Origin of the sequence: Arcticibacter pallidicorallinus (assembly GCF_003002875.1) — a bacterium.
Classification (GTDB): Bacteria; Bacteroidota; Bacteroidia; order Sphingobacteriales; family Sphingobacteriaceae; genus Arcticibacter; species Arcticibacter pallidicorallinus.
Genome location: NZ_PVTH01000004.1, coordinates 327,645 through 353,452 on the forward strand (window position 1 = coordinate 327,645; position 25,808 = coordinate 353,452).

Below are 25,808 nucleotides of genomic sequence, written 5' to 3' on the forward strand. Positions count from 1 at the left end.
ACCAAGATATTTTAGCTTTGAAATGTAAAAAGACAAGAAAAAACAGGCATAAAATCTAAAAAAACCGAAAATACTTAAAATTACCTCACAACGATATCACTCAATGGGAGGCATACAACTTAAATTTCTCCTCAGTAAACAATTAATTTGCGGCCGATGTTAATAGCCTACTTGATGACTTCAACGATTTACTATGAGCAACATATTCAGCAAACAAAGATTCAAAGATGGACTTACCATCATGAAAGGTGCCGTCGCAGGGTTCTCTGATGATAAGGCTATGAAACTGAGTGCGTCTCTTGCATATTATACGATATTCTCGCTTGCCCCTCTTCTCCTACTGATTATTTCACTGGCAGGTGTATTTTTGGGAAAGGAAGCTATTCAGGGACAAGTTTTCTCAGAGATCAACGGTTTAGTAGGGAACCAGGCCGCTAAGCAAGTAGAGGATATGATTAAAAATTTGGAAAAATCCGGACAAACGACCTTTTCTGTTATAATAGGATTCATCACGTTGCTAGTGGGCGCAACGACCGTTTTTGGCGAGATGCAGGATTCAATAAACACCATTTGGAAGGTGAAAGCCAAACCCAAAAGAGGATGGGTAAAACTCATCAAAGATCGACTGCTATCATCCTCCCTGATCGTAAGTATAGGGTTTCTTTTGATTGTATCATTGATGGTAAACGGCATGCTGCTGGCCCTTAGCGACAATTTGAAAAGTCTTCTTCCCGATGTAACAGTTGTGATCTTCAATATAATAAACGCCGCGATTAGCTTTATTGTAATTACTATTCTATTTGGAGTTATCTTCAAAGTACTGCCCGACGTCAAAATAAGCTGGAAAGAAGTGAGAGCCGGAGCAATATTTACCGCTTTGTTATTTATGCTCGGCCGAATAGTTATCGGGATTTATATAGAAAAAACGAGTACAGGTTCAGCATATGGTGCTGCAGGCTCCCTCATCGTGATTCTTTTGTGGGTATATTATACTGCCGCGATCCTTTATTTCGGCGCAGAATTCACTCAGTCCTATGCCCAATTTACCGGCGCGCGGATAGAACCTGCTGATTACGCCGTCCATGTTGAGCAGAAAGAAACGGAAAAGGAAGTAGACGTGCTACCACCTCAGGACAGATCGAAACAGGAATAACAGGTTAAAACCTGTCAATCCAATCTTCCGCTTCCTGAGTACTGTTGAAAAAGTGCGTAACGACGTTTGCTTCCATCATATCAACCACCTTACGTGCAGATAATTGCGCAAATGCGCTCGGGGAAAAAATCCAGGCAAAATATCGCAAGCCCGCTTGCTCCATAAGATGAAGCCATTCTTTACCTGCCCATTCAGATGCTTCAGACCAGGTTCCGGATACGTTGGTGTTATCGTTAATAACCTTGCAGCACTTGTTTACCTTCAGCATTTCCAACATTTGCAGGCATCCATGCTTCACGGATTCCATATTTTGATAGCCCGTCCAGTCCACCTCAAGCCGATGCTTACTGGCATTGTAGACAATAGTTACTTTCTCATTTTTATAATAGCGGTCTGTTTGGTTATGACATTGAAGTGCCGAATCCCTATCAATGGGAAGCATGAAGTAAAATACCGAACCCTTGTTAATTTCGCTCTCTATCCAGAAACTCCCTTTATGCCTTTTTAGTATTTCAGAAGATATGAACAAACCCAGACCCAAACCTTCGAAACGCATGGCCGTGTTGTCAACCCTATAATACCGATCAAATAGCCGATTCAAATCTGTTCGCTTTATACCAATGCCAAAGTCTTGAACGGAAACCACAATATTCCCTTGCTCTATGCGACTATTCACGACGATTTTCTCTCCATCGGGTGAGTACTTCACAGCATTGGTTAATATATTGTTCATCACCTGCTCCAATCGGAACTGATCACCGGTATACTCTATATCCTCTACTGTCTCAAGAATAATTTCATGCGATGAACTCGTATGCTGAACGGTTTCAATGCTATCACGCAACATTTTGGCAAAAGAAAACGGACTCATTGAGTAATTCAGCTTTCCTGCATTAATCTTACTGACGTCAAGAAGATCACTTATAAGCTTCTCAAGTCGTTGAATATGATCTGATGATTTTTGCACGAAGCCATTCAGTTTACCCTCGTCTGTTGTGCGCTTCATCAATTGGTTAAACGCTTTAATACTGGTAAGGGGTGTTTTGAGCTCATGGCTAGCGATAGACAAGAATTCATCTTTCCGGCGTTCGTTGTCTTTCTGCATTTCAATATTGGTATTAGTGCCCATCCATAGCTTGACTTCTCCATCTTCAATAAGTGGAAGAGCTCTGGCTAAATGCCACCTATAATTACCGTCACGAAATAGCAATCTAAACTCGGCCTGATACACTTCAGCTGATGCTAAAGCTGATCGCCATGCATCCATTGCCTCGCTCAAGTCTTCTGGATGAATAAATTTCTCCCAGCCGAAACTTACAACTTCATTAGCTTCATAGCCGAAGTCATTCGCCACAATTTCGTTTACATAATCGAGCGTTCCGTCTGCTCTTCCGGTCCACACCTGCTGAGGTATGGTATTTAAAAGAAATCGAAAACGCGTTTCGCTAGCTTCAACAAGGCGCCTCGATAGTACCTGCTCGGTAACTTCTGTAGCCACGATCATGATACTTAACGTATTGCCCGTTTGGTCTTTCATAGGATGATAGACAAAGTTGAAGTACACCTCTTCCCAAACGCCATTTCTAACCAATCGGGCCATGATTTCGTTGCCGTAGTAAGATTGGCCACTCATATATACATCGTCCAGTATCTGCAAGAACGACTGATCCTGAATTTCAGGCAAAGCATCCTTCAAATACCGGCCGATAATGTCCTCTGTTTTACCCCACACTTCAAGTATCTTACGGTTTGCCGACTCAATCAGCAATGCGCGACCGCTTACCACACTTATAGCCACTGGAGCATCGGCTACCATAAAGCGAATTCTTGACTCGCTTTCAGCTACCCGCCGAACCATCTCCTGAAGATCTTGCTGTGAATGTTCAAGTTGCTCATTAATAGTAACAAGCTCCTCATTCGTTGATGTTAACTCTTCGTTTAATGCTTGCTGCTCAGCCTCGCTTATCGACAAGGCCAGTGTTCTGTTTGCGACCCGTTCTTCAAGTTCCTCATTAAGATCACTCAGGTTTTGTTGAGTTTGTTGCAGAGCTTCATTAATAGCACTTAATTCTTCATTAGCGGCTGCAAGTTCCTCATTAAGGGCCTGTTCCCTCTGCAACAGCCCACTTTGTTCGAAAGCGTAGCCGTTGTTTAACAGAGTGCCGATATTCATCCCTACGGTCTTGATAAAAAGGGTGTAGTCCTGATCCAATTTCTTTCTGGGAGACACTCCTGCAATCAAAACCCCTCCGACCTTGTTTCCTTTACTTATTGGTACAACAAAAACCTCGCAACAGTATTCTTCACTCCAAACGCTGGCTACAGGCTCGTTAAGGTGATCCTGCAAGGACTGAAGATGTATGCCATCCGCTTCAATAATATCAGCAACTGACGGCCAGCGGGAAGCTTGGGCATTCTCCCTCGAAATTCCGGTATAACCGGCCAGATGGAGATCTCCCTGCTGACCTTCCAGATAGGTATAGATCAAACTAAATGGAATATCCTCCCGGGAGTCAACCAAAATATCAAATGCAGTCCTCAACCCAGAGGCGACACTTTCAGGGGTATCTAACTCTGCCAGGAAGCGTTGCAGCACCATATTTCTCCGGTCATTAATTACTCTGTATGTAGTCTCAACAACCGCATTAAACACTCCTCCTATTTCTCCTTCAATTCCGATGATCGGCGACAAAGTATAGTCAAAATAACACTCTTCGATATAGCCAAAACGATTCATCAGCAATAAAGCGTCAGGTCTTCGTATAGAATCGCCGGAGTAGAGAACTCGCTTAAACTCTTCGTCCAGCACATCCCAAATTTCTGACCAGGCAACTGCTCCTGGCTTCCCCAGTGCCCAGGGATGTTTATCGCCGGGTATGGAGCTGTAAGCATCGTTATACAAGATGGTATGATCAGTTCCCCAATAAATTGCGATAGGAAAACCAGAGTTGAGGCTGATGCTGACAGACATTTTCAAACTCTCTGGCCAAAGATCCGGCGTACCAAGGGAAGTCTGTGACCAATCAGTGGAACGCAGGAGTGCGCCGGTTTTGGCACCACCCTCAAGGAATTTATATGTTGACACGATATGTAATAGATAAATGGTACGAGCGCTTCAATGCAACAGCAAATAAACGTATTTTCTTTTCGTGTTAATAATCTTTAACGTCAAATTGTTTGTTTCGAAAATAGTAATGCCTGTCCTCTGCAGTTATCGGCCTCAATACCCGACACGGGTTTCCGGCCGCAATTACATTATCGGGAATATCGCGTGTCACTACGCTCCCGGATCCGATTACAGCGTTGTCTCCAATTCGCACTCCCGGATTCACTACTGTATTGCCTCCTATCCATACATTATTGCCGATATGGATTTCCATCCCGTACTCATAACCGGAATTTCTTGACTCTGGGTGTACTGGATGCCCTGCAGTAAATAAAGATACATTAGGTCCGAACATGACGTTATTGCCAATCCGCACTTTTGCCACATCCAGAATAACGCAATTAAAATTAGCCCAAAAGTTGTCGCCCACTTCTATATTTTTCCCATAATCACAATGAAAAGGTGCTAACATATGAACGTTTTTCCCCGCATCACCCAAAATATTTCTGAGTGCTTTTTCTATAGCCTCTGTTTCGTCAGGCTTCAGGAGATTATATTCATAAATTCGCTTTTTATTTTCCAGCTGCTCCTCGGGAAGCCCGTCTAACCATGCTTTATAGGGCAGACCTTTTAACATTCTTTCTTTCTGATTCATATGTATATAACTGAGATAACATATTTAAATTATATATCAGAATTGTCGTTTATTTAAGAGAGAGGATTCACTGTACAAATTACAGAAATCACTTCTTATCTTTAAAGCCGATGGAGATCTGTTTACACAACACTCGCCATACATAACATGAAGCTTAATCCGGAAAAAATAATAGTAGTCAATGTGTTGATATTGATCTCATGGTTAGTGGTACACGAAAACGGTATTAGATTTATCTCTGCCAAAATGCATATACAGTCAACCATTGTGGAAACCTTTCTAGAAATAGTGCTAGTGACTGTCACATCCCTTTCTCTATATCATGCATTTAAAAAGCATCGTCGATCTCAGCTACATTATGCGAATGAGTACCGAAACATATTCAAGGATAGCCCTTTGCCCATATGGATATATGACCGTAACACTTTGATATTCATGGAGGTCAATAAAGCTGCAGAAGATCACTACGGATATACGCGCAAAGAGTTTTTGGGTATGACGATCCTTGACATTCGCGACGAGAAGATGCATTTAAAAACCAGGATTTCCGCTGGACAAATGCCTGCAGAAGCTTACAAATCATCAGGATTCTGGGAACATATAAAAAGAAACGGCGAAACCATTACTGTACATATAACATCAACAAAGATCAGATTCAGAGACAAAGAATGTGTAATGGTGATCGCCCAGGATATTACCATACAAGTGATACAGGAACGAAAGCTTAAGGAACTCTATGCAGTCGAACAAGAAAACAAAAAACTTCTTGAATTACACATCCTTCAGCTAAATGAAACGTTGGAAGAAAAAAGACGGCTTGCTGAAGTAATTGATAGAATAAATAATCTGGCTATAATCACCGATTCAATAGGCCGGATAATTTGGGTCAATAAAGCGTTTGTGAAACATACAGGTTATGAGCTTAAAGAAATTGAGGGTAAAAATCCACATTTCTTGCACGGACCGAAGACAGATCCCTCCACTCATGCAGAAATGATGGAATCGTTAAAGCAAGATAAGTTTAAAAATTTTGAAATCCTGAATTACACCAAAGAAGGTGAAGAGTATTGGGTTGATATGTCGTTCTCTCCTATTTATGACAGAAATAACCAGATCATTCGCTACATATCCATCCAGAATATCATAACGGAAAGGAAAGCGATTGACGAGAAAATAAGAGAGCAAAATAAGATGCTGAGAAAAATTGCCTGGACTAATTCTCACGCGTTTAGAAAACCAGTGGCATCCATTATCAGCCTTGTAGATATAAGCAACGATATGAATCAACCTCAAGAAATCCAAGAGATTCACAAACTAATCGGAGCTTGTGCAAAAGAGCTCGACACCATAACAAAAGATATAGCTAAAAAGATAAGAAATTAAATATGCTAACCCATATCACTCGTTAATTTCTCTTAGAAGATCTTCAATATCCAGCGCTTTGGTGTACATATCCAGAGAGCCGTCGCTCTGCTTAGGCCATAACTCTATTGGTCTATCCCAATACAACTCAACTCCATTACCATCAGGATCATTCAGATATATCGCTTCCGAAACACCGTGATCGCTTGCTCCGGTTAAGGGATAGTTTGAAGTATAAAGTCGATTGAAAATTAAAGCAAGGTCTTTTCTTGAAGGGTAAACAATCGCTGTATGATACAATCCTACGCTTCGGGGATCAGCAGGGCCAGCGCCCTTGCTCTGCCATGTATTCAAGCCTATATGATGATGGTATCCTCCTGCGGAAATAAAGACTGCCTGACTGCCATACATCATCGTAACCTCGAAGCCCAACAAGTCGCGATAAAAACCTAACGAACGGTCTAAGTCCGCCACTTTTAGATGAACATGTCCTATTCGTGTCTGAGCAGGTATTTTATATGGTTCCATAGGTAACTTATTTTTATTTATTATAATAGAAGTTGAAGCTGTATACACAAATCTAATCAACTTTTATTTATAAAATCTTCATTTAACTAAGCCTTAACTATCGGAAATTTCTACCTCCGTGAAACGCATCCTCGGGTATCTGTTCACGTATTTGTGTTCGTTTATTATGTGTGGGGTAAGGAGCATTCTTTTCGTCAGCTCTGGACGTTGTTAGTACCGGTAAATCATCCTGCCTTTGTTGCACCAGCTTACTCAGTAATTTCGTCAGATCATAACACTTCCTGACAGTCACATGCACGACCTTTCCCTCTCGTTGAAGTTTACCTTCTACCATGAGCAAACGCGCCTGCAATATCTCTTTCCGATAAGTCTCAAAAAGCTTTTCAAAAACAACAAGATTGGTAAAGCCGGTTTCATCTTCTATGGTAATAAAGCAAACTCCCCCGGCTGTACCCGGCCGCTGACGTACCAGTACAAGACCAGCTACCTTTACCAATTGACCATCTTGAATGTCGTTATTAATTACCCGGGTAGATAAAATGCGGAGCATGTCCAGTTGTTGCCGGACAAAACTAACGGGATGAGCCTTTAAAGACAAACCAACTGTTGCATAGTCCTGAACCACATGTTCACCCGGTGTCATTAATGGAAGCTCAACCTGAGTTTCCAAAATACTTTCTGAGGGTTGGCCTTTAAAAATCTCAACAGGCATATCCTGTAAGGCCGACACTTCCCATAATGCTTTTCTGCGATCTAAACCAATCGACCTGAAAGCATCAGCATCCGCTAAGCGTTCCAACATTCCAATAGAGATACCGACATCCCTTAATGCTGTAATGCTCGTATAACCTACCCCCCGTTTTGCTACCAGCACATTCATCTCATCCTCCCGCAGACCCTTAACTTGTCTGAAACCTAACCTTATTGCATAATACTTACCGGCTTTCTCTTCAAGCAGATTATCCCAGGACGAATGGTTAATGTCGGGAGACCTGACCTCGACTTCATGATTTTTCGCGTCAATAACAACCTGTGCCGGCTGATAAAAACCCATAGGCATACTGTTCAATAGCGCTGCTGCAAAAGCATCGGGATAGTGGCATTTCAAATAGGAAGAAACATAAACCAACAGAGCGAAACTGGCAGCGTGACTTTCCGGAAAACCATAACTCCCAAAGCCTTCCAGCTGTTTAAATATTCGCTTTGCAAATTCTTCTGAATAACCGTTAGCTAACATACCGTTGATGAGCTTCTCCTCATACTGATTGACCAGCCCTTTAAATTTAAAAGTAGCCATACTGCGACGTAAACCGTCTGCTTCCGCTCCCGAAAAACCTGCAGCTACCATAGCAATCTTCATGGCCTGCTCCTGAAACAGTGGAATGCCTAATGTTCTCCATAAAATTTCCTCTAATTCCGGAGAAGGGTATTCTACTGGTTCTTTAAGCTCCCGCCTTCTTAAATAAGGATGAACCATATCCCCCTGAATAGGTCCCGGACGCACAATCGCTACCTCAATAACAAGATCATAAAAACACTTGGGCTTAAGCCTGGGCAGCATGGACATCTGCGCGCGACTTTCTATCTGAAAAACCCCTATTGTATCGGCATCACAGATCATTTCATATACCTTCTCATCATCTTGAGGAATATTTGCCAACGTAAAGCTCTTACCATAGTGCTTCCTGCAAAAATCAAATGCCTTCCGGATACAGGTGAGCATTCCTAGTGATAACAGATCCACTTTCAAAAACCCAAGAGCATCAATATCATCTTTATTCCATTCAATATTTGTCCTGTCTTCCATACGAGCATTCAGGATAGGACATAAGTCCGTCAGCTTACCTTGTGTAACCACAAATCCCCCTGTATGCTGTCCTAACTGTCGTGGAAATCCCATCATTTGAGCGGTAAGCTCAAGCGTCTTTTTCAAGTGCGGATCATCCGGATTTAAACCCTGTTCGGTTACACGCTTACCCTCAAACCATTCGTTGGTAAACTCCCATATGGAACCAGAAAGACGATTCACAGTGTCCACTGAGAGGCCCATAGCCTTTCCTACATCCCGGATAGCTCCTTTTTGGTGCTGCTGTGTAACCGTTGCCACAATAGCGGCCCGTTCCCTGCCATATTTATTGTAGACATATTGAATAATCTCTTCTCTCCTCTCATGTTCAAAGTCTACATCAATGTCTGGCGGCTCATTACGCTCCGGAGAAATAAAACGTTCAAATAACAGATCAAATTTTGTTGGATCGACAGAAGTAATACCCAGACAGAAACAGATTGCCGAATTGGCAGCAGAACCACGCCCCTGACAAAGAATTCCCCTCTTTCGTGCTTCCCTAACAATGTCTTCCACAAAGAGAAAATAATTTGCGTAGTCCATCTTCTTAACAAGCTCCATCTCGTAGTTAACCATGTTGACTACTTTTTCCGGAATTCTCTCTCCGTAAATTTCCCGTGCCCCTTCCCAGGTCAGGTATTCAAGCTCCTCCTGTGGAGATCTTCCACTCTGTTTAATATCTGCCGGATAAATATATTTAAGCTCCTGAAGAGAAAATCTACAAGCTTCAGAAATAACTAACGTATTTTGTATAGCTTCAGGAAAATGTCTGAACAGCCGGTGCATCTCCTCAACAGGTTTCAGATACCGTTCTGAGTTCTGGAACAAACGAAAGCCTGCCTCCTGAATAGTACATTTCTCACGTATACACATTAATACATCCTGCAATTCCCTACGGGAAGAATGATGGTAGTGCACATCGTTCGTCGCAACAACGGGTATATGATATTGGTCGGATAGTTGTCTGATACGAAATATTCGTTTATCATCATCCCCCAGGTAAGATCGGGTTGCCGACAAGTACAGCCACTTTCCAAATGCTTCCCGATATTCTCTTATAGAATCAATAAAAGGCTCCTCAAACTTAAACTGACGATTAAGTGCTTTTGGCGTCACTGCTGTAAAAATGATACCTTCCGCATGACCGTAAACATCTTGCCTGTATAAAGAACATTTTCCCTTTTCAGCACGCAAATTACCTTTGCTAAGAAGTGCAGACAAACGACTATAAGCCTCTTTATCTGTAGGGTAGGCAAGTAAAGATGGGCCGTCAAGCAGGTCCAAACGGCATGCAGGTATAATTTCAATACCCTTATCTCTGGCAACAACATGCGCCCTTACAATTCCGGCCAGTGTATTACGGTCTGTAATGGCTAGTTTTTTATATCCAAAAGCTACTGCCTGCTCTACAAGCTCTTCCGGATGAGAAGCTCCTCGAAGAAAGCTAAAGTTTGAAGTTATCTGTAATTCACTATATTCCATAACATACCTTATGCAAAAAAGCCGTGAATGTACCATTGAGGCTGTTCATTAAAATAGTGTCCAGACCGAAATAACCAGTAGCGTTGCCCATATTGATCTTCAACCTGGTAGTAGTCGCGGTGTTCTCCGACATCCAGCCACCACTCCCGCTCTATCCTTTCCGGCCCATCCGCTTTAACAACCTGATGACGCACAGCTTTATAAACAAAAAACTTTGGTGGATGGTCAGGGATCAGAGCCATCACCTCTATCGGCTCCGGATGTCTGAGCAACTCTGTAGGTCTGGGTTTATCAGTACGCCATGGAGTAGAGGCTTTTTCAGAAATAGAACCGGCGTCTTTCACTGAACGCTCAGGCCAATATCGTGTATCCGGCAGATAGCGGTGTATAACATGCGCCCCAACCTTGCCTGCTACTTTATCCAAAAGTCGGATCACACTTCTATCATTTAAACCAGGATTCCCGTCCCATAGAACCTCTTGTGGCGCCACAAGATCCTCAACCTTCGTGGCAGCCAGAATAAAGAGCTCAATACCCAGTGCCGGACGAATCTGATCAATCTTCAGCTCAAAAAGCTTGAACAAATGACTGACACTATGTGTAGGAGCATTCGTTCCGATGTCAACCTTAATTATCTTGCCGTCAACCCTATAACATGTTAATACTCCGGTGCGTAAGCCTTTCCCATCCTTTTCCAGGCTGAGACATAAACATTCAAGCAATTTATTTATACCCATCTCAATACCTTTACGAGTTTTGATAGGCTCCAGGCAAGGTAATCTTTCCTGAAAATCCAGGGGTACGGTAATTGGACACATGGCTTCATTCTGTGTACCTAATGCCTGAGCAAGCCTTGTAAGAAAGCTTTCCCCAAAGCGCCTTCGTAATACAGACCGAGGCATTCCTATAAAACTTTTGATCTGATAAAAACCCAGTTTTTGAAGCTTGGCTACAGTTGATTTTTCTATTCGTAACGCTTCAGGAGGAAGAGAAAGCAAGGCTTCTGTATGAGTTCCCGGAGAAATCAAAGGTGTGACTTTCCCAAAACGAGATACCGCCCATGCAGCTCCTATGGTATCGGCAATGGCTAAGCGAACAGTATAGCCCTTTGCCTTTAAATGTGTCTTAATATCCTGCAGGTATTCCCGCTCTCCGCCCCACAAATGCGGACATCCGCTAACCTCCATAATCAATCCTTCTGATGAAAATTCATCAACCGCAACTGTTGGAGTATATCTGATAAACCATTCTCCTAAAGCCTGAAGTAATTTTAAAGCTCTTCCTGGCTTTTCATTAATGACTTGCAGTCCCGGGCAAATGGCTTTTGCATCAGCAGCACGCATCCCCGCCTCAACACCCTGCTTCTGCGCTTGTTGACTAACTGCTGTGACGATTATCCGACCGTGGTCCGCCATCACCAATACAAAGGGAATATCCTGTAGTTCAGGATGCCTGATTGCCTGCCAGTCAGCTAATAAATGACAGAACCATACCGATACATAACGCTTGCCCATCACTATCCAATTTGCCGTTGCTCTGCGTAATAAGAACTATCCTTTTTAATCTCCTGGTCTATAACTACAAACCGGTCACCTGCCCATTCTAGTTCCCAGCTTCCCGGGTTGCCATTTCGCACCTTCAGGAGCTCAATATTCCATCTGGGGAAACCAATGCCAGGCATTTCATCTTCGTTATAACTTGGAAGCGGACTGATTCTCCACCTCGCAGTCGCTATATTGCTTACTGCTTTTCGTAAATCTTTCCGCAGGATAAAACCTGTCACGCCATTCTTCTCAACAGCGAGCTGAAGCCTGCGCGATTCGGTTAAGTTGAGAGAGGTAATTTCAGCTACGACAGCACAGAATCCATCACACTTTAACGCTTCTTCCATAATCCAGAGAACATCTTGTTCTTTAGAGACGTCCATAAAAATAATTCGCTCCGGATCTACATTAAAGGTGCGAAGTGATGCCGGAAAAAGTTTTCGTGACGTACTAATCCAAACGCAGCCGGCACCGTTTTTCATAAGTATAGCAAGAAGGGCACTTATAAATCCATCGCTTGCAGCAGAATGCTCAGGAATTGCAGTTATAAATTCATGGATACCCCGTGTTGGGAAGACACCGTTTGGAAAAGCTGTTTCCATTATTCCGAGTCCTATTCGCTCCGCAGTACAAGATTCTTGAGGCTTATATCCCTGCCAAAGAAGAATGTCTTTCTGTAACTTCTCAATCAATTCTTTTTTTCCTTCCATAGTCTTGTACTGCATGGTCAATAACAGCAAACAAAACTAATGCTAAAAATATTAGCATTTAAAGAATGTTGAAAAATATTTTAAGCGTAATAAGGATACCTTCAAGAAGCTATTTCCTCTCGATAGGCAGTATCTGATCAAACATCAAATTAGCTAGCCCTTCACCCCTACCTGCTTTCTTCCTTCTTCCAACCCACAAAAAAGTTTTCCCATTCAGCCATCTGGTACGCTGAAAGTTTCGGGTAATAATCACTCCTGCCCGGGGTACTTCTTCTTCTTCGATAAAAAAAACAGGCTGTTTTTCTGATATTACTGAACTTAAAGGTCTTGTTCCTTGTGGCATTCTTGCTCTTTGTAAACTGATTTCCTGAAGAACTCCGGATGCTCCTACCTCTTTATGAACAGGGATAAAAGGGATCCAGTTATCGGGCACATTGTTTCCTAAAACATATCTTATTTTAGATTCATCATCCACTGGCTGAAACTCTTTCAAGGAAGGAACCGTCCTTTTGAGAATTCTTCCTGTTCCTGCTGCCGATGGTACTATTTGCTCAATAGCCCATACCATATTTGACATTTCATCTCTTATAAAATTCACCTTCTCCAAATCATCCCCTTCTAGTAATCGACCGATGGACGGTGTCATATAGAAAAGGCTTTCGTTTTTTGTTGCATTATCTCGCTCTGTTTGATGAAAAACAGCAAATTGCTGCCAGTTTGTTTCCGTATCCTGAGTTGCAGGAGACACATATGAATTCTGTCCGAAAACGTCGGTTACTACTATACCTTTTATCTGGCAGATGGTGTTTATATCTAACTCATAAGGAAGTATGAACCAGTCATTTGAATAAGTAAGGCCATATTCTGCAAGTAAGAGATTGAGCAAGGCTGTGGGTGATGCATCTATCTTGCCGAAATTAGTAGTCGCATCTTCCAGCTGCCAAAGACGATGATGAGGCATCCCTCCGAATGTTAGAGGTGTGGGTATAAATGTTTGTACTTGTTCTGTACCTGCAGGCTGATCTTCTGTATTAGCTCCATCACTAATAACCTCCTGATCAAAATCTTTCCAGTCCAAATGTCCGGAGGCGTATTGATCAGCAATTAATCTTCTGTTGTTTCCCTTATAACGGCTTTCAAGACTGAAGTTATATTCGAGATGCTCATGCACCCATGCCGATTGTCCACCTTCCGGTTGCTGATATAAATGTTTGAACCAATCTAAGAATGATTGCCCTGCTTCAATAAAAAAAGAATGATCGGACGGATCAATCAATGAATTGTTTTGAATAAAAAGTTGAAAGCTTCCGTCATTTACTTCCTGATGTATTCTATATCCATCCGGATATGTGCCCTCTATTCCTTTGTAAAAATACCTGCCTTCATCATCGTCATCCTTCATTTCATTCACTATAGGATAATGCTCCACGAGTATGTTTAAATACTTGCCTATGTTTTTCTGCTTCAATATTTTAAAGAAATGCCGGCCCATCTGTGTTCGCAAAAACAAGTCTGGAGAAATTTTCTCTTGTTCTACAACTGTTTCCAGAGGAATGTTAATATCAAAAGGAATAGTATCACCATTTCCATAAACAAAACTTTGCGGCTGAGTGTGGACACCGAGGATATTGGCTTGCCATGGCGTTCCTGCATCCTCTCCTTGAAACTCACCAAACTGCCATTGCCTGCATAAAGTCCATAGAGGGTCGCGTATCTCCATTTTAACATTATCATCCAGTTGGGTAGATCGTGGATATCCTTCTAACCGATTATAATTGCTGATTACCGGCAATGCATATCTCGGAAGATCAATTTTTATTTTTGAAAGCGGTGCCAGGTACTTGTCCATCTTCTTTAAATTTTAAAATGTCAGCAACACTATTTCCAGGCTTTATAGAGCTCCAGATTTGCATTTGCCATAACCTTAATAAAGTGATCATTCACTGTTAAGTAATCAAGCGAGATATTAGCATCTCTAAGATCAAAATTGGCGACAGTCATTGGAATTAACGTATCAAGTGCCGGATGCTCTAGTATATGAGCGGGTTCTACCGCACGGGTCTTTGCTCTGTCGAATGTATTACTGATTATACCCAGCATGGTATCCCAGCTCCACTGCGCTGCGCCTGTTGGCTCTACTGCTACAAGGATGGCATTTGGTGCGGAGGCATTAGGTTGATCATAGTTGAAAGAAACCCCGCTTATTTCTTTGTCATTAGGAACGGCTTCTGTCCACTCATCTATGAGCAATGCAGATTGTAGTTCGTTGACATTTCGGGCCTGAGATCCGTGAATAGCCATTACCACTGTATCATCGAGTATATCAAATTTTTCACCTGTTTGCTCATCTGTTGCAGGAAACTCCACTGCAAGCCAGCTGCTTTTATCATTAAAAGGAAACTGAGCAGCAATAAATGGAATATCTGCATCACTCTGAGCTTCTGCTATCGTTCTCACCTGCTCCAGCTTGCCCATAGAGGAACGCACCCTTGCTACAGACTCTAACCAGGTTTCCACTGAGAGTTCTGTTGTTGTATGATTTATCCGATTGGTATATTTCAAAAGCTGAGCGCCCTCATCACTTAATACTTTTGACACATTCTCAGAGTCAACGAATTTAAATTGTGGAAGAATAATAAAATCATCTCCCAGTAGAGCTTTGCCTGCTTCTGATAGGCGCGTGATCTTCAAGTCAGACGTCGGTTCCTCATTGGCTGCTGCAATCTTTTTTGCCGCGACTGCTAACTTTTGATGGTAGTGATGCCAAAGCGAGGCACCGGAGTGAAGCAGATCAACGATCTCTCCCGGTGTTACCATACTACTTACTGGCTTTAAAAGCGTGCTTATTCCATAATTCTGGCCTGATCGAAGGAAAACATCCAGTTTCAAAATACCTTCTTCTGGAATGACCACCTTCTCCAGTTTTTCAATTGAAGTTCCTTCTTTGTAATATCCTTCGAATAGAGTGAGCAGATCAGACGGCCCTTCAATAAGACCTCCTGGTTCAGAAATCGTAAGCCTTTCAATAATTTTCAATTCAGCATCCAGACTATTGAACACAGTATTCAGCCGACTAATCAGTTCCTCCACATCCCAATTGGGGATAAAGCGCTGCTGTTCATTTTCTGACTTAGGCCTCGATAAAAAGTGTTTTGCCGAAGCAGGCCTTCCATTAGTGATCAATAGCCTTAATGAACGAATAAGCGGAATGGCTTTGGCCAGACTCCTTTCACCTTCAGACAATGTTGTTTCGAATTCAATTTTCAATTTTCTTTCTACGCGGGTTCCTGTTTTGCTTAAGAATGCCTGCTCAATATAACTTTCGAGTTGTTTTATACCTGACTGCTGGTCTGTACCCAAAAGATATATAATGTCAATGGGTTGAATATTCAGTTCTGAAAGGCTGACAATGGTGCTTTGAGTTTCATTTCCTTCTGAGTCCACAACAGATACGCCAGATATAATTTGGGATGGATCTCCAATTATCTCACCCAGCCACCGGTTCATTCCCGGCTCCATTAATGAACGAGGACTTGGTTTAGCTGTCCAACTCTCCGTTACCTGCTGCGAAGCTTTAGGATCAAAATGAATGGTAACTCTGTTCGTAAAAGATAAGTGTGTAGATCGGGGTGTCTTATGAAACTCCAAATCCGGTGGTATGTCTGCGTTCTTCAAGGAGTTCAACACTGCAGCAGTCCTATCTGCCTTTCCTTGAGTAGCCTGAAAAGCGGTTTCCGTAATTAATAAATCATTTATAGCATCCAACGTGTCTTCCAATCGCTTTTTTTCCATAAGAATAAGCTGCAAGTGCGTCTGATTACTTACCACCGTCAGCAATTCATCGTCCGTAGCATTTGCAATCTTTAGCCCGTCAACCACTGCATACGCAGGTACACTTTCCTGAGCTTCTGTGCCTGCCTGGGGAATTGACGCCGACTCAAGAGGATATTCTTCACGTAACGATAAAATGTATTGATTCAAATTATTTGCTGGGTTGTTTGTTGTAATATCGTGCAGCGCTCTCTCAAACTGGTAGCCAAGGAGTGCTTCAAGCCGTTGGTTATTCTGAATACCCTGAATAACAAATAGGGCTTTTCTTACTCTTTCTGATGAAAGGTTCACGGCAAATGCCCCTGGATCACTCCTGGTTGCATGATTTTGGTATCCCGCCAGAAGCAGACCTGCAGCAGTTGCATGGTTTAAAGAAGGCGTATGAACAAATCCTGCATTTTGGGGATTTTTGTAAACCGGCTGTTGATTTGATGGTTTAAGAGCTTCGGGAACCTCTATAACTTTCCCTCCCGATGGCCTCAGATTCTCCACCCATCCGTACGATCCATGATAGATACCTTCAGGTTGCTTACGGCGGTTCTGCTGCAAACGTCTGGTAAATAAACCCATCTGCCAGCTATCCAACCGGTAACTGCACAGGTCTATGTGATCCGTAAGATGATATTGAAGTCTTAAAGTCGAGAGATTACCCAATAATTGAAGGGCTGCTTTAAACTCATTTAAGCTTCTTGAATCTTTCCAGCCTCTGGAGAGCAAGTAGTCACCTAATGGTATATTTATTTCGAAAACTTTATCGTTAATAGCCGATGGTGTACCTTTTATCAGTTCCCAACTCGTCAAATCCTTGAATTCTTTACTAACATTAAGAAAACTTTTTTCTAATCCGGAAACTGTAGAAACTCCTAAGTTTGAATAGTATTTTTTAGAAGCTTTTTCTAATTCCAGAAGAAGGCTGTGGCGAAGAAGTAAATAGAGGATTGAGCGTGGAGGACCTGCTCCCAGATTATGAGAACTAATTTCTTCTTCCTTTTGCACCTGAGACAGCCATTCTATATAGTTAAGATTCTTAGGTCCAAGCTTATCCAGGAACCTGTCATCAGCAGCTGTCTTACCATCAACTAATTTGATCAAGCTTATTTTGTTCTCAAATTTATAATAATGAAGATTAGTAATGAGTGCACCCACATCCATTCTGTCACCATATGGATGAAGCGACTTAACAAAGCCACGTAAGGTTTCTTGTTTCCGGGCTAATTCTCCGGCCTTTCCTATAACATTCGTAGCGGATAATGAAAAATCAGGCAGATGCGCAAGTCTTTGAATAAAAGAGACAGATCCGGCTTCCAAGCCCAGAATATCAATCAAGGTTGATGAAGGATCCGAACCGCGCCCTATATGCGCAACATTCTTTTCAGAAAGATCATACCAGATAGACTGGAGCCTCTTAAAGACAGTTGTCATACCCTCAAAAAAAGGCTCTCTATCCACCCATTTAGCCATGTCGCTCGTAACAAGAAAAGAATAAGGTTGATCACCAATGCGAATTGCAGGAAAGGGTCCTGACGCTGTCACAAAATCAGTAAAAAAATCACGGAGCTGGCTCTTTTGCTGTTCACTAAACATAGGCTTTGCAAGATTTTCTATAAAAGAGCCTATAGTTGCCGGATATAGTGCCTTGTTCATTGCCAAAGCTTCCTTTACTTGCTTCTGTGATGCATGATCAGCATTTTTGAGAACAGCCTTGTCAAGGCCCAGCAATGTCGCAAATCTGAACCCATCTTCTTCCGCATCATTAAAGGCATTCATATCTATACCTTCATAATAGCCCTTTGGTAGGTAGTTTTCATTCTTTCTGTAAACTGATCCAGAGCTTTCGGTATTATTGGTTGGACTGCGTTGAGGTAAGAAACTAAAACCCTTTGCAGAGTATTGATGATTTTCGATCAGTTCTTCCATTAGGACTTTCCCTTCTTGTACTGAAGCAGATGAGCACACACCCATCACTATAATTCTCTCGATCATGCCATGATTAAGAAAATGCTCCTGCACTTTTATTTTCATTGCCAGCCCCTTTTCAACAGCCTTATCAAAGTCTGTTATCCACGCAAAACTATCATCCAGAACTATGGAATTATCCTTCTTCTCAAATGATTCTTTAGCTTGCAGTGGATCCGGGCCAAGAAACACGGTGTCAGGAACCGGAGCTCCAACCTCTGTATGAACTATTTTCCCGCTCCGGTAGAGGCTGACAACAAACTGGTCAGGAAGAAGATGGGTCCTTGGAGCCTGTGTCCAGTTATGCGTCTTCGTATCCCCTACCTCGGAGAACTGTAAAGCCTCATCTTCCAGGATGACATCCACTGACCAATTAAGAGGCATGGTTTGTTTTGCAACCCAAAGTGCCCGTTGTACACCTCTGCCTTCAGAAAAGCTCTTCCAGACAGCCTTCTTATGATCTTCAACCGATATATTTTCCCTATTTATTTTGAGCAAGCTCAACCAGTATTGTCTTCCTGCGAAATGCTCGTCTTCTGTCAAAAGTGACTCGTGTGTATGGATATGAATATCATCCGGATAGATCCTGATCCATAATTCAGTGGCATTACCAACATTTACAAAGCGTGTTTCAATCCGTATAGGAAAAAAGAGAACAGGAACCTCTGCACTCATATTTGCAACTATATTCTTATAGCCGTTCCGCTCAAAAAGCTCTTTCCTGGCCTTATCTAACGCAGAAGAAGCTTTGATATAGTTTTCACTTCGAACACTTAAATCAGCAGTAGCAGAGTCACCCGAACCTTTTTGCCGGTTTAACTTACTTTGATATAGTTCCTTGTCGGCATTTTGGATTTGCAGACGGGCTTCTCTTATTTTCTGAAGATCTTGATCAAGAGTGGGCATGATTTAACGGATTGAAGAGTGTATATAATCAATCAGGCTAATGAACCTGTTGCTAACTTTATTGTCTGGTACAGGTATATCAAGCATTTCCGTTGCATGAGTAGCAACCATTACTGGCCGTTGAAAAAGGATGGCAGCCATATCACTAGAGCTTGCTCCCCATTTTCCTTTCTTATCTCCAGCAGAAACATTGAAGTTTCCTCCCGGCTTTCCGGTATTACCCGGAACGATTTCCTTCCTGATGAATTTCAAACTCTGCCCTCCGAAGTTTTCCCACGACAGATCATTCCAGGTCTGACTCTCTGGCTTGTTTGGATTGTAAGTAACATCCATACCGAAACGTGGTTCTCCAGGCACCTCGGCCATAATAAAAAACCATCCATCCTTATCCGAGAAACCGGGAGTTTCATCGATGCCAGCTGCTTCATCAATGGTCAGATCAAAACCAAGCAACTTAATATCCGGAACAATTTCAGCCTGATAAAGCGGAAATCGCACCTCTTTTGCATATTGTTCTGACGTCAAATCAACCCTTATCTTTTTCTTACCATCTATCATGATAGCTTTTTGTGCATAGACAACAGTGTTTGGGAACTTCTTCAACAGATCTCCTCTGATCACGAATACCAGTTGCTCTGCATCTCCCTGCGCATCACGTGCATTATGGCTTCCCAGTAAGCTGGAATTGCCCCATTGATGTATGGGCCTGATATCTTTTAGCTTATCGGCGTTTTGGGGACTGGTATCTGGTGTTACAAAATTGGCGGTGTCCCAAAACTGCCTGAAATATGTCCCCCTCATATCTGTAGGATATTCCCTCCAGAGAAGCTCTCGCCCCATCTCATGATTAAGTCCCATCAAATAGGCTTCAATGAATTTCTGGTTTGTCTTTAAAAGTGATAATGTATTCTGAGGTATCAACTGCAGGTTAGGTAACAGAAACTCTTTATCGATATCTACGAGGTACTTGTATGCAGGTTCAGGAATATCCGGATAAGCCATAGCAGGCAGAAAATCTTCTTTGGGTGGCTTAATTGTCCCTCCCGGCCATTTTATCTGTCCGGCAATAAGCTTCTTATAGGAGACAGAGGGATTCAAAGTGTTTGCTACATAAGCTTTAATCGATGCCATCTGTAAAACCTGAGTTTGCGTCTCAGGTTCTCGATATTGAAAGCGCGAGTTGACTTGATTAAAAGCCAGGTTTACTTCCAAATTCAGCTTTTGAACATCCGGCTGATTAACTACTTTTACGTCCTTGACCAGAATCGGGGCTACTTTGATATCCACATCAGATGGTGGCCTCTTCACCTCCGGGAAAGGGCGCTCACGCTCAATTTCCTTTGGAAGCTTCACCGGCTTGAGCCCTCCCAAATTACCTAATGTCTTAAGTACTCCGGGATTAAAAACAACAGGTTTATCTATTTCTTTGATAATATCAATATTCTTAAAGCCTCCTTTGGCCGGAGGAGTGTAAACGTATTCCAGCTCCAGATTAGATTTAATAGCATAGCCTTTAACCTGATTAATCGAAGATGGCGCTTCAAAGAAGGTAATGGCATTCAAACCTTCGATACCCTTGAAAGTAGACTTAGACTTGGCAGAGAGTCCGTTTACCTGGTTCATTTTCCCCATAAGGTTCACAAAATTTCCAGAAACGTTCTGCACGTTCAAACCCTTAAGTAAAGAAGTTTTAGACCGGGTAATTTTTTTGAATCCCGCACTAAAAATGGCTTTTGGTAAGATGCTCTTTTGAATAGTAAACTTCAAAGTTTCATTTTCGGTCAGAATGCGGGAAGCTAAAGGAAAGGTTAAACTCAAGAGATTTTCCGCTGGCCGACTCTGAATTGTTTTATTGAATAGTTGCTGCGAAATAACGGCACTAAACTTAGTCAGCCGCATCTTTTTGTTAGCATCAAGCACTCCTTCAAGCTGCTTCCAGGCTTTATCCATAAACCTCTCTTGATTTTCCTGCATTACACGGACGCCAAAACCTGCAGGAACCCTGGTCCGTGGGTCACGGTTCAGATCATTATACCAATTGCCCGATTCAGGAACAAAGGTCGGAACCTCTTTCTTTCCCGGGTGTGCAGGATCTTTGCGCATGGCATGGTACATGCCATAGTACGGAGTTGACACATAGGGGTCATTTTCAAGGTTCTCCAATTGATAATTATTTAAATTCGCCAGCTTCTCCATCTCATCGAAGAAAGGTTGCGGTGTCTCCGCCGGGGGGAAAACTGTTGACTTCGCGCTTGGCGACTTAACTGCACCTTCCAATAACAAGATTGATGGTACAGGAGAGGATACTTCCTCGTTTTTATCTGCCTGCACAAAGCCTGGCCTGGAACAGTCCATTGGTCTTAATCCAACACGTTCGTCCATTATTCTCGGCTCGAGAAGCTTAACCAAGTACTCAAAGTCAAAGTTTTGTCCTGTACGGAAGTGCCATCGATAATAGACTGGAAATTCTGAATCTGTAGAGGGCCAGGCCGGCTGCTGGGCTTTTATATCCGCCGTAGGTCGCCCCGTTCCTGCTAAACGCCCTGTTTCGTAACTGGGAACAAGAAAGGCATGATATAAAGCGTTCGATTCTAACTTACGCGGGCAAAGGACCCTGCTGTAAACCCCATCGGGGTCGCGTTTTGCATCTTCTTCTAAATCATCAATAAACGACTCAAACTCACTTTGCTGGTGAGGAAGATTAGAGTGCATATGTGCCCATAGATGAAGCTGGTCATGAGGTGGGAGATTAGTAGGGTCAGTAATTTTAATGGAGGTAAGGGGCTCCCGCCTTTTCGTATCTTCAAATTCTCCTTCCTTTAGTACAATAAGTGCAATCCAGGGGCGTAAATGGTCTTTGTTGCCGGCCGGAGAAGCAGGACTATATCTCCAGGGGAAGTCTTCATCATAGAATTCAATATACGGCAGAAGATTAGGTTCATAATCTGCGATGCCCAGTGGTGGTTCAGTACGAATGATCATACTGCTCTGTATACCTGTAATATCCCCAGGCCCTGTTAAGGCAAAAACTCTGTCAGGTAAAACGGTTTCGTTTATCTGTACAGAAATCGAAATTCCGGCTCTTTCATTTGCATTACCGGCAGCTGCTCCTAATGTATCCTGCTCAGATATATGCCGTGCAATTCCTCGTCTTGCCCATGAAAGAAATTGATACTGTCCAAAACTCATCGCTCAATTTTTTATTTGTTCATCATACTTCCGCTAATTCATACCTCTCCACAACTTGTATCTCATGTGCCAAAGATGGGTTGGATCTAATCAGGTTATCATAAAAGTTATTGACTTCCGCCAAAGTTGTAGCCCTGAAACTGGCATCATACTCAGTCAGGTTAGACGTCTTGGCGATGGCAAACCCTTTATGCTCCACTTCAACCTTTCCAGGTGAATTTAGAGGTTTAGAAGCCGTCTTAAGCCAGCTCAATTCCGACTTTGAAGCTGCAGCATATCGCTTCATATTATCAAATGCATATATGGAAAGCTTAAATGGTAAGTTTTTATCGTCATTAGTATAATCCAATTCGTAATCCATTACAACGGGATCAAGATGTGGACTGGCAGTCAATAACTTTCCGCTGTCTTTTAATTTGAATCCGCTCGGCAATGCTTCATACGATTTCCGCGACAGCTTTTCTGATTCAGAAAGTTTGGTAAAATGTCCTGGCGAGAACATTTCTTTCTCATCATCTGTAGCCTCCTCCTCACTGCCAATCTTTACTTTCGAAATCCGGATCAGATTTACATCAAGAGGAACCTGACTACCATAGGTCTCGATTTTGTAATTCAGCGGAATGGATCTCTGGCTGAACCTCAGCTCTCCAAATGGAAACAGCACTACAGGAGCGTTTTCCTCATCCTCGGGCTTCTTTAAAGTAACAGCTTGATGCTGGTGTTCAGCTAGTTCTGTTCTCCAGTTCCGGATATCGAAGATCTCTTGTTTTACCTTTTCCAGGAGATCAACTGTTACCCTGGTAATTTCAGAAGGCCGATCTCCCCAAGTGGCGGAGAACCCGATAGTCACATCAAAGAAGAGCACACCAAATGTTACTTCACCCTCTACATGCCATGGCGTTGGACCTGAAAGAACACCTTTGAAATGAATGCCGAATAGAATACTGGTATTCTTACGTATAGCTAGGGTTGCCTCAAGAGCAATCCCGAAGCTAAACGGATCAAAAATAAAGATGGCATCAAAGGCGAGCATGCCATAGAGATTGAAGCCCATTGGTCCTGAGGCAAGTAATTCCAGCTTGGCTCCGAACTGAATCGTATTAGAGGTTATCGCGATATAACACTCGATAGTAAGACGCGGATTCTTGCCACTGAGTAGTGAAAGACCAATCCTGGTCATTTCCCTAAAAGCACCGGGCAAAGTAGGAACGGAAGGGTAATCTTTGAAGTCAGGATGAAATCCCCCGATACTGATAGCAAACAAGCTGGTATTCCCCCAAGCCACTACAAACGCCATACTACCTGTCAGCGGAAAGCCTACCAACATGGAATCGAAAAGATGAGCCTCGAAATAGATAAACTTGTTCTGGAAGTCGATCACTCCCAAAAAGTTCACCTGCAATTTAAGTACTGCCGCCTCCTCTGTCGGCAATTTCGTACTGATAACGCCGAGAATCAATATTTTAGGATCCGGCACTTCTACAATCACACCCAATTCAATCTTAATGAGCGTTGGCGTTCCCCAACCAAATTTCGCCATCAGACCAATCAGAAACTGATCTTGCTTTACCGGAAAGATCTCGCGTATATCACTTATAATTCTGCTTATGTTACCAACAACATCTTCAGGAAAGAGAATACTTTTAATAGCATTTGTCTTAATGCCTATTCGCAGTGGTTCTACCTGAACCGTTCTGTTAAGACCTAAAAGCCCTCCTACTGCCAATAAAGTAAATCCGAAGCCGAGCTGAATGGGACTAAATTCTGCGGTAATAATAACGATCATCGAAAAGCCCTTGGAGCCATCAGGCATGATCGTGTTGATTAACCCCACCGCTTTCAAAGAAAACAGATTTTTGAATTCCAGCTCTAATGCTCCGAAGTACTCGCCTCTTTCCTCGTCGATATAAAGAAATCCTCCGCCCTTAATTATTTCAGCATTTACCCGAACACCTATTCCGTTAGGAAGCTTTATCTTGGGACTTATGTCATATCCTCCTACACCCCCATTATCTTCTCGTTTTGCCAGCGTCAGCAACATACCTAAGCGGCTCACAGACAGGGTTAGCACAGATCCGAATTTCAACCAGAAATCTAAAGAAGTTTCCAGCTGTATCGTATCAAAATTCCCTTCAACTCCTGTACGGACATTTAATAATTGCAAGCCAAGCACCCCTCCCACATTCTGATGCAGGGGAATTCTAAAGTCAATTGCATTAAGAACCATTTTCGCAATACCAGCGACCAGACCCGGGTCCTCTGCCGGCTCTCCGGTAGTTCTTGCCATTGTACTCGGAGCTTTAGGATCTGTACCTGCGCTACCATCTCCAAAAAAGAAGTTACGCTTCAATGAGTAACCAAACGCTATGGGTATTTTCTCCTCGATCTTTTCTGGCAGCAACTCAAAAGGGAACCCTGATAAGCCTCCCCGGCCGAACTTAAAGGGCATTTCGATTTTGGTCTTCACTTCAAAATCATCAGGAGAAATTTTAAACCCGACCATATAGGTTCCTATGCCGATCTTTATAGATGGTTTATCGAGTAATGACCATAAGGTTGGATCCTTTCGTGTGTCTGTATAAGAAATTGCTGCTTTATTGTTCTTTCCTGCCTCTGCCTCAGGTGACTCGCCTACTCTGAATATCCCTTCTCCTGCAAAATCAAACTTTAAGGACCTGTTTTCATCAATCGGAAGCGTCGCATCCAGCTTACCGGCCAGATCGGTAACCAAGGATATACCACCCTGACTTTTTGGAACAAGTGAAAGCGTGTTGTAAAGCGTAGCGATATTATCAGGATCATCTAAGGGTGTGAATGAAACAGAATAAGTAAATGAACGGTCTGCGATGCTGTCGGCCACAGGAGTGGCTGATTGCGATACGCCTTCAAACCCGTAGCCTGATTCAATACTTACAGACTCGATGCCATTACCTTTAAGTATCTTTTGATTTATGATAAACAGACCCGCACCCAAAAGAAGGAATATTGAATCAGACACTACTTTTGCATCTTCTTCAGATTCGAAGTTTTCAAAGCCTTTGCCAAGCCTCTCAAAGAATCCAAATACCACCTCCTTAATGAACTTAACAGAACCTCCCTGTTCTGCCGTCTGCTGACTAAGAACGGATAAAAGCCGTATAGTACTGTGAATAGTCGGTTGTCGTCTGCGAATGTAGTCCAGAACCAGCATGTTAGTGAAAGTGTCGAGCGCCTCTCCCGCTGAAAATTCCGAATCGCTGTCCGCAGCTATTGCCGCCCTGAAAAAGCCTTCAATCGACAGCATGAGCTGAGTCAGGTCTGCAAGGGCGCTCGCTAGCTTAAAGGCATCTACTTCCTGGGATTCCGAGGCTATGTACTCATCCAGACTGTTGGCAGGAGCTGCTGCTAAAGCAGTACCTGTGTCTTGAATGCCCAAACTGCCCAGGAACTCCGCTCTTGACTGAGGATCACTAAGCAGATTTATTCCGGGAGCTAAAATATCCTTAACCCTGGATAGAAGCGATTTAAAGAAGTCTTTATTTTCTTCAGCCATGTCAAATA

General features: G+C 42.7%; 12 protein-coding genes. 2 read left to right on the plus strand and 10 right to left on the minus strand.

What is annotated here, in order from left to right:
- Positions 1–193: 193 nt before the first annotated feature.
- On the plus strand, positions 194–1,153 hold the full coding sequence (locus B0I27_RS08710) for a YihY/virulence factor BrkB family protein (RefSeq protein WP_106292846.1): 960 nt from the start codon (positions 194–196) through the stop codon (positions 1,151–1,153).
- A 4-nt stretch (positions 1,154–1,157) separates the two neighbouring features.
- Here B0I27_RS08710 and B0I27_RS08715 read toward each other — a convergent pair whose 3' ends face one another.
- Both B0I27_RS08715 and B0I27_RS08720 read right to left on the minus strand, forming a co-directional pair.
- A complete protein-coding gene (locus B0I27_RS08715) occupies positions 1,158–4,238 on the minus strand; it encodes a PAS domain-containing sensor histidine kinase (protein ID WP_106292847.1) in 3,081 nt (1,026 codons plus the stop codon).
- A 67-nt stretch (positions 4,239–4,305) separates the two neighbouring features.
- Entirely contained in the window at positions 4,306–4,914 is a 609-nt protein-coding gene (locus tag B0I27_RS08720; RefSeq protein WP_106292848.1) for a sugar O-acetyltransferase, read from the minus strand.
- Between the two features lie 246 nt (positions 4,915–5,160).
- Here B0I27_RS08720 and B0I27_RS08725 point away from each other — a divergent pair, with 246 nt between their 5' ends.
- Positions 5,161–6,297 carry a PAS domain S-box protein gene (locus B0I27_RS08725; RefSeq protein ID WP_181276722.1) on the plus strand — a complete coding sequence of 379 codons (1,137 nt, stop codon included), beginning with the start codon at positions 5,161–5,163 and terminating at the stop codon, positions 6,295–6,297.
- 15 nt (positions 6,298–6,312) lie between these two features.
- Here B0I27_RS08725 and B0I27_RS08730 read toward each other — a convergent pair whose 3' ends face one another.
- The 8 genes from B0I27_RS08730 to B0I27_RS08765 form a co-directional block, all read right to left on the minus strand.
- Complete coding sequence (locus B0I27_RS08730) at positions 6,313–6,804, minus strand: VOC family protein (RefSeq protein ID WP_106292850.1); 492 nt, start codon at positions 6,802–6,804, stop codon at positions 6,313–6,315.
- 97 nt (positions 6,805–6,901) lie between these two features.
- Positions 6,902–10,132 (minus strand): error-prone DNA polymerase, encoded by a 3,231-nt coding sequence (locus B0I27_RS08735; protein ID WP_106292851.1) that lies wholly within the window; start codon positions 10,130–10,132, stop codon positions 6,902–6,904.
- Between the two features lie 8 nt (positions 10,133–10,140).
- Positions 10,141–11,646, minus strand: a complete 1,506-nt coding sequence (locus B0I27_RS08740; protein ID WP_106292852.1) for a Y-family DNA polymerase — start codon at positions 11,644–11,646, stop codon at positions 10,141–10,143.
- Positions 11,647–11,648: 2 nt separating this feature from the next.
- On the minus strand, positions 11,649–12,386 hold the full coding sequence (locus B0I27_RS08745) for an ImuA family protein (protein WP_106292961.1): 738 nt from the start codon (positions 12,384–12,386) through the stop codon (positions 11,649–11,651).
- 109 nt (positions 12,387–12,495) lie between these two features.
- Complete coding sequence (locus tag B0I27_RS08750; RefSeq protein ID WP_106292853.1) at positions 12,496–14,235, minus strand: hypothetical protein; 1,740 nt, start codon at positions 14,233–14,235, stop codon at positions 12,496–12,498.
- Positions 14,236–14,264: 29 nt separating this feature from the next.
- Complete coding sequence (locus B0I27_RS08755; protein ID WP_106292854.1) at positions 14,265–19,079, minus strand: hypothetical protein; 4,815 nt, start codon at positions 19,077–19,079, stop codon at positions 14,265–14,267.
- A 3-nt stretch (positions 19,080–19,082) separates the two neighbouring features.
- Positions 19,083–22,268 carry a hypothetical protein gene (locus tag B0I27_RS08760; protein ID WP_106292855.1) on the minus strand — a complete coding sequence of 1,062 codons (3,186 nt, stop codon included), beginning with the start codon at positions 22,266–22,268 and terminating at the stop codon, positions 19,083–19,085.
- A gap of 22 nt (positions 22,269–22,290) precedes the next feature.
- Complete coding sequence (locus B0I27_RS08765; RefSeq protein ID WP_106292856.1) at positions 22,291–25,800, minus strand: DUF6603 domain-containing protein; 3,510 nt, start codon at positions 25,798–25,800, stop codon at positions 22,291–22,293.
- Between the last annotated feature and the right edge of the window lie 8 nt (positions 25,801–25,808).

Coding starts and splice junctions, on each gene's coding strand:
- B0I27_RS08710 (WP_106292846.1), top strand. CDS start 194: ATGAGCAACATATTCAGCAAACAAAGATTCAAAGATGGACTTACCATC.
- B0I27_RS08720 (WP_106292848.1), bottom strand. CDS start 4,914: ATGAATCAGAAAGAAAGAATGTTAAAAGGTCTGCCCTATAAAGCATGG.
- B0I27_RS08725 (WP_181276722.1), top strand. CDS start 5,161: ATGCATATACAGTCAACCATTGTGGAAACCTTTCTAGAAATAGTGCTA.
- B0I27_RS08730 (WP_106292850.1), bottom strand. CDS start 6,804: ATGGAACCATATAAAATACCTGCTCAGACACGAATAGGACATGTTCAT.
- B0I27_RS08735 (WP_106292851.1), bottom strand. CDS start 10,132: ATGGAATATAGTGAATTACAGATAACTTCAAACTTTAGCTTTCTTCGA.
- B0I27_RS08740 (WP_106292852.1), bottom strand. CDS start 11,646: ATGGGCAAGCGTTATGTATCGGTATGGTTCTGTCATTTATTAGCTGAC.
- B0I27_RS08745 (WP_106292961.1), bottom strand. CDS start 12,386: ATGGAAGGAAAAAAAGAATTGATTGAGAAGTTACAGAAAGACATTCTT.
- B0I27_RS08750 (WP_106292853.1), bottom strand. CDS start 14,235: ATGGACAAGTACCTGGCACCGCTTTCAAAAATAAAAATTGATCTTCCG.
- B0I27_RS08755 (WP_106292854.1), bottom strand. CDS start 19,079: ATGCCCACTCTTGATCAAGATCTTCAGAAAATAAGAGAAGCCCGTCTG.
- B0I27_RS08760 (WP_106292855.1), bottom strand. CDS start 22,268: ATGAGTTTTGGACAGTATCAATTTCTTTCATGGGCAAGACGAGGAATT.
- B0I27_RS08765 (WP_106292856.1), bottom strand. CDS start 25,800: ATGGCTGAAGAAAATAAAGACTTCTTTAAATCGCTTCTATCCAGGGTT.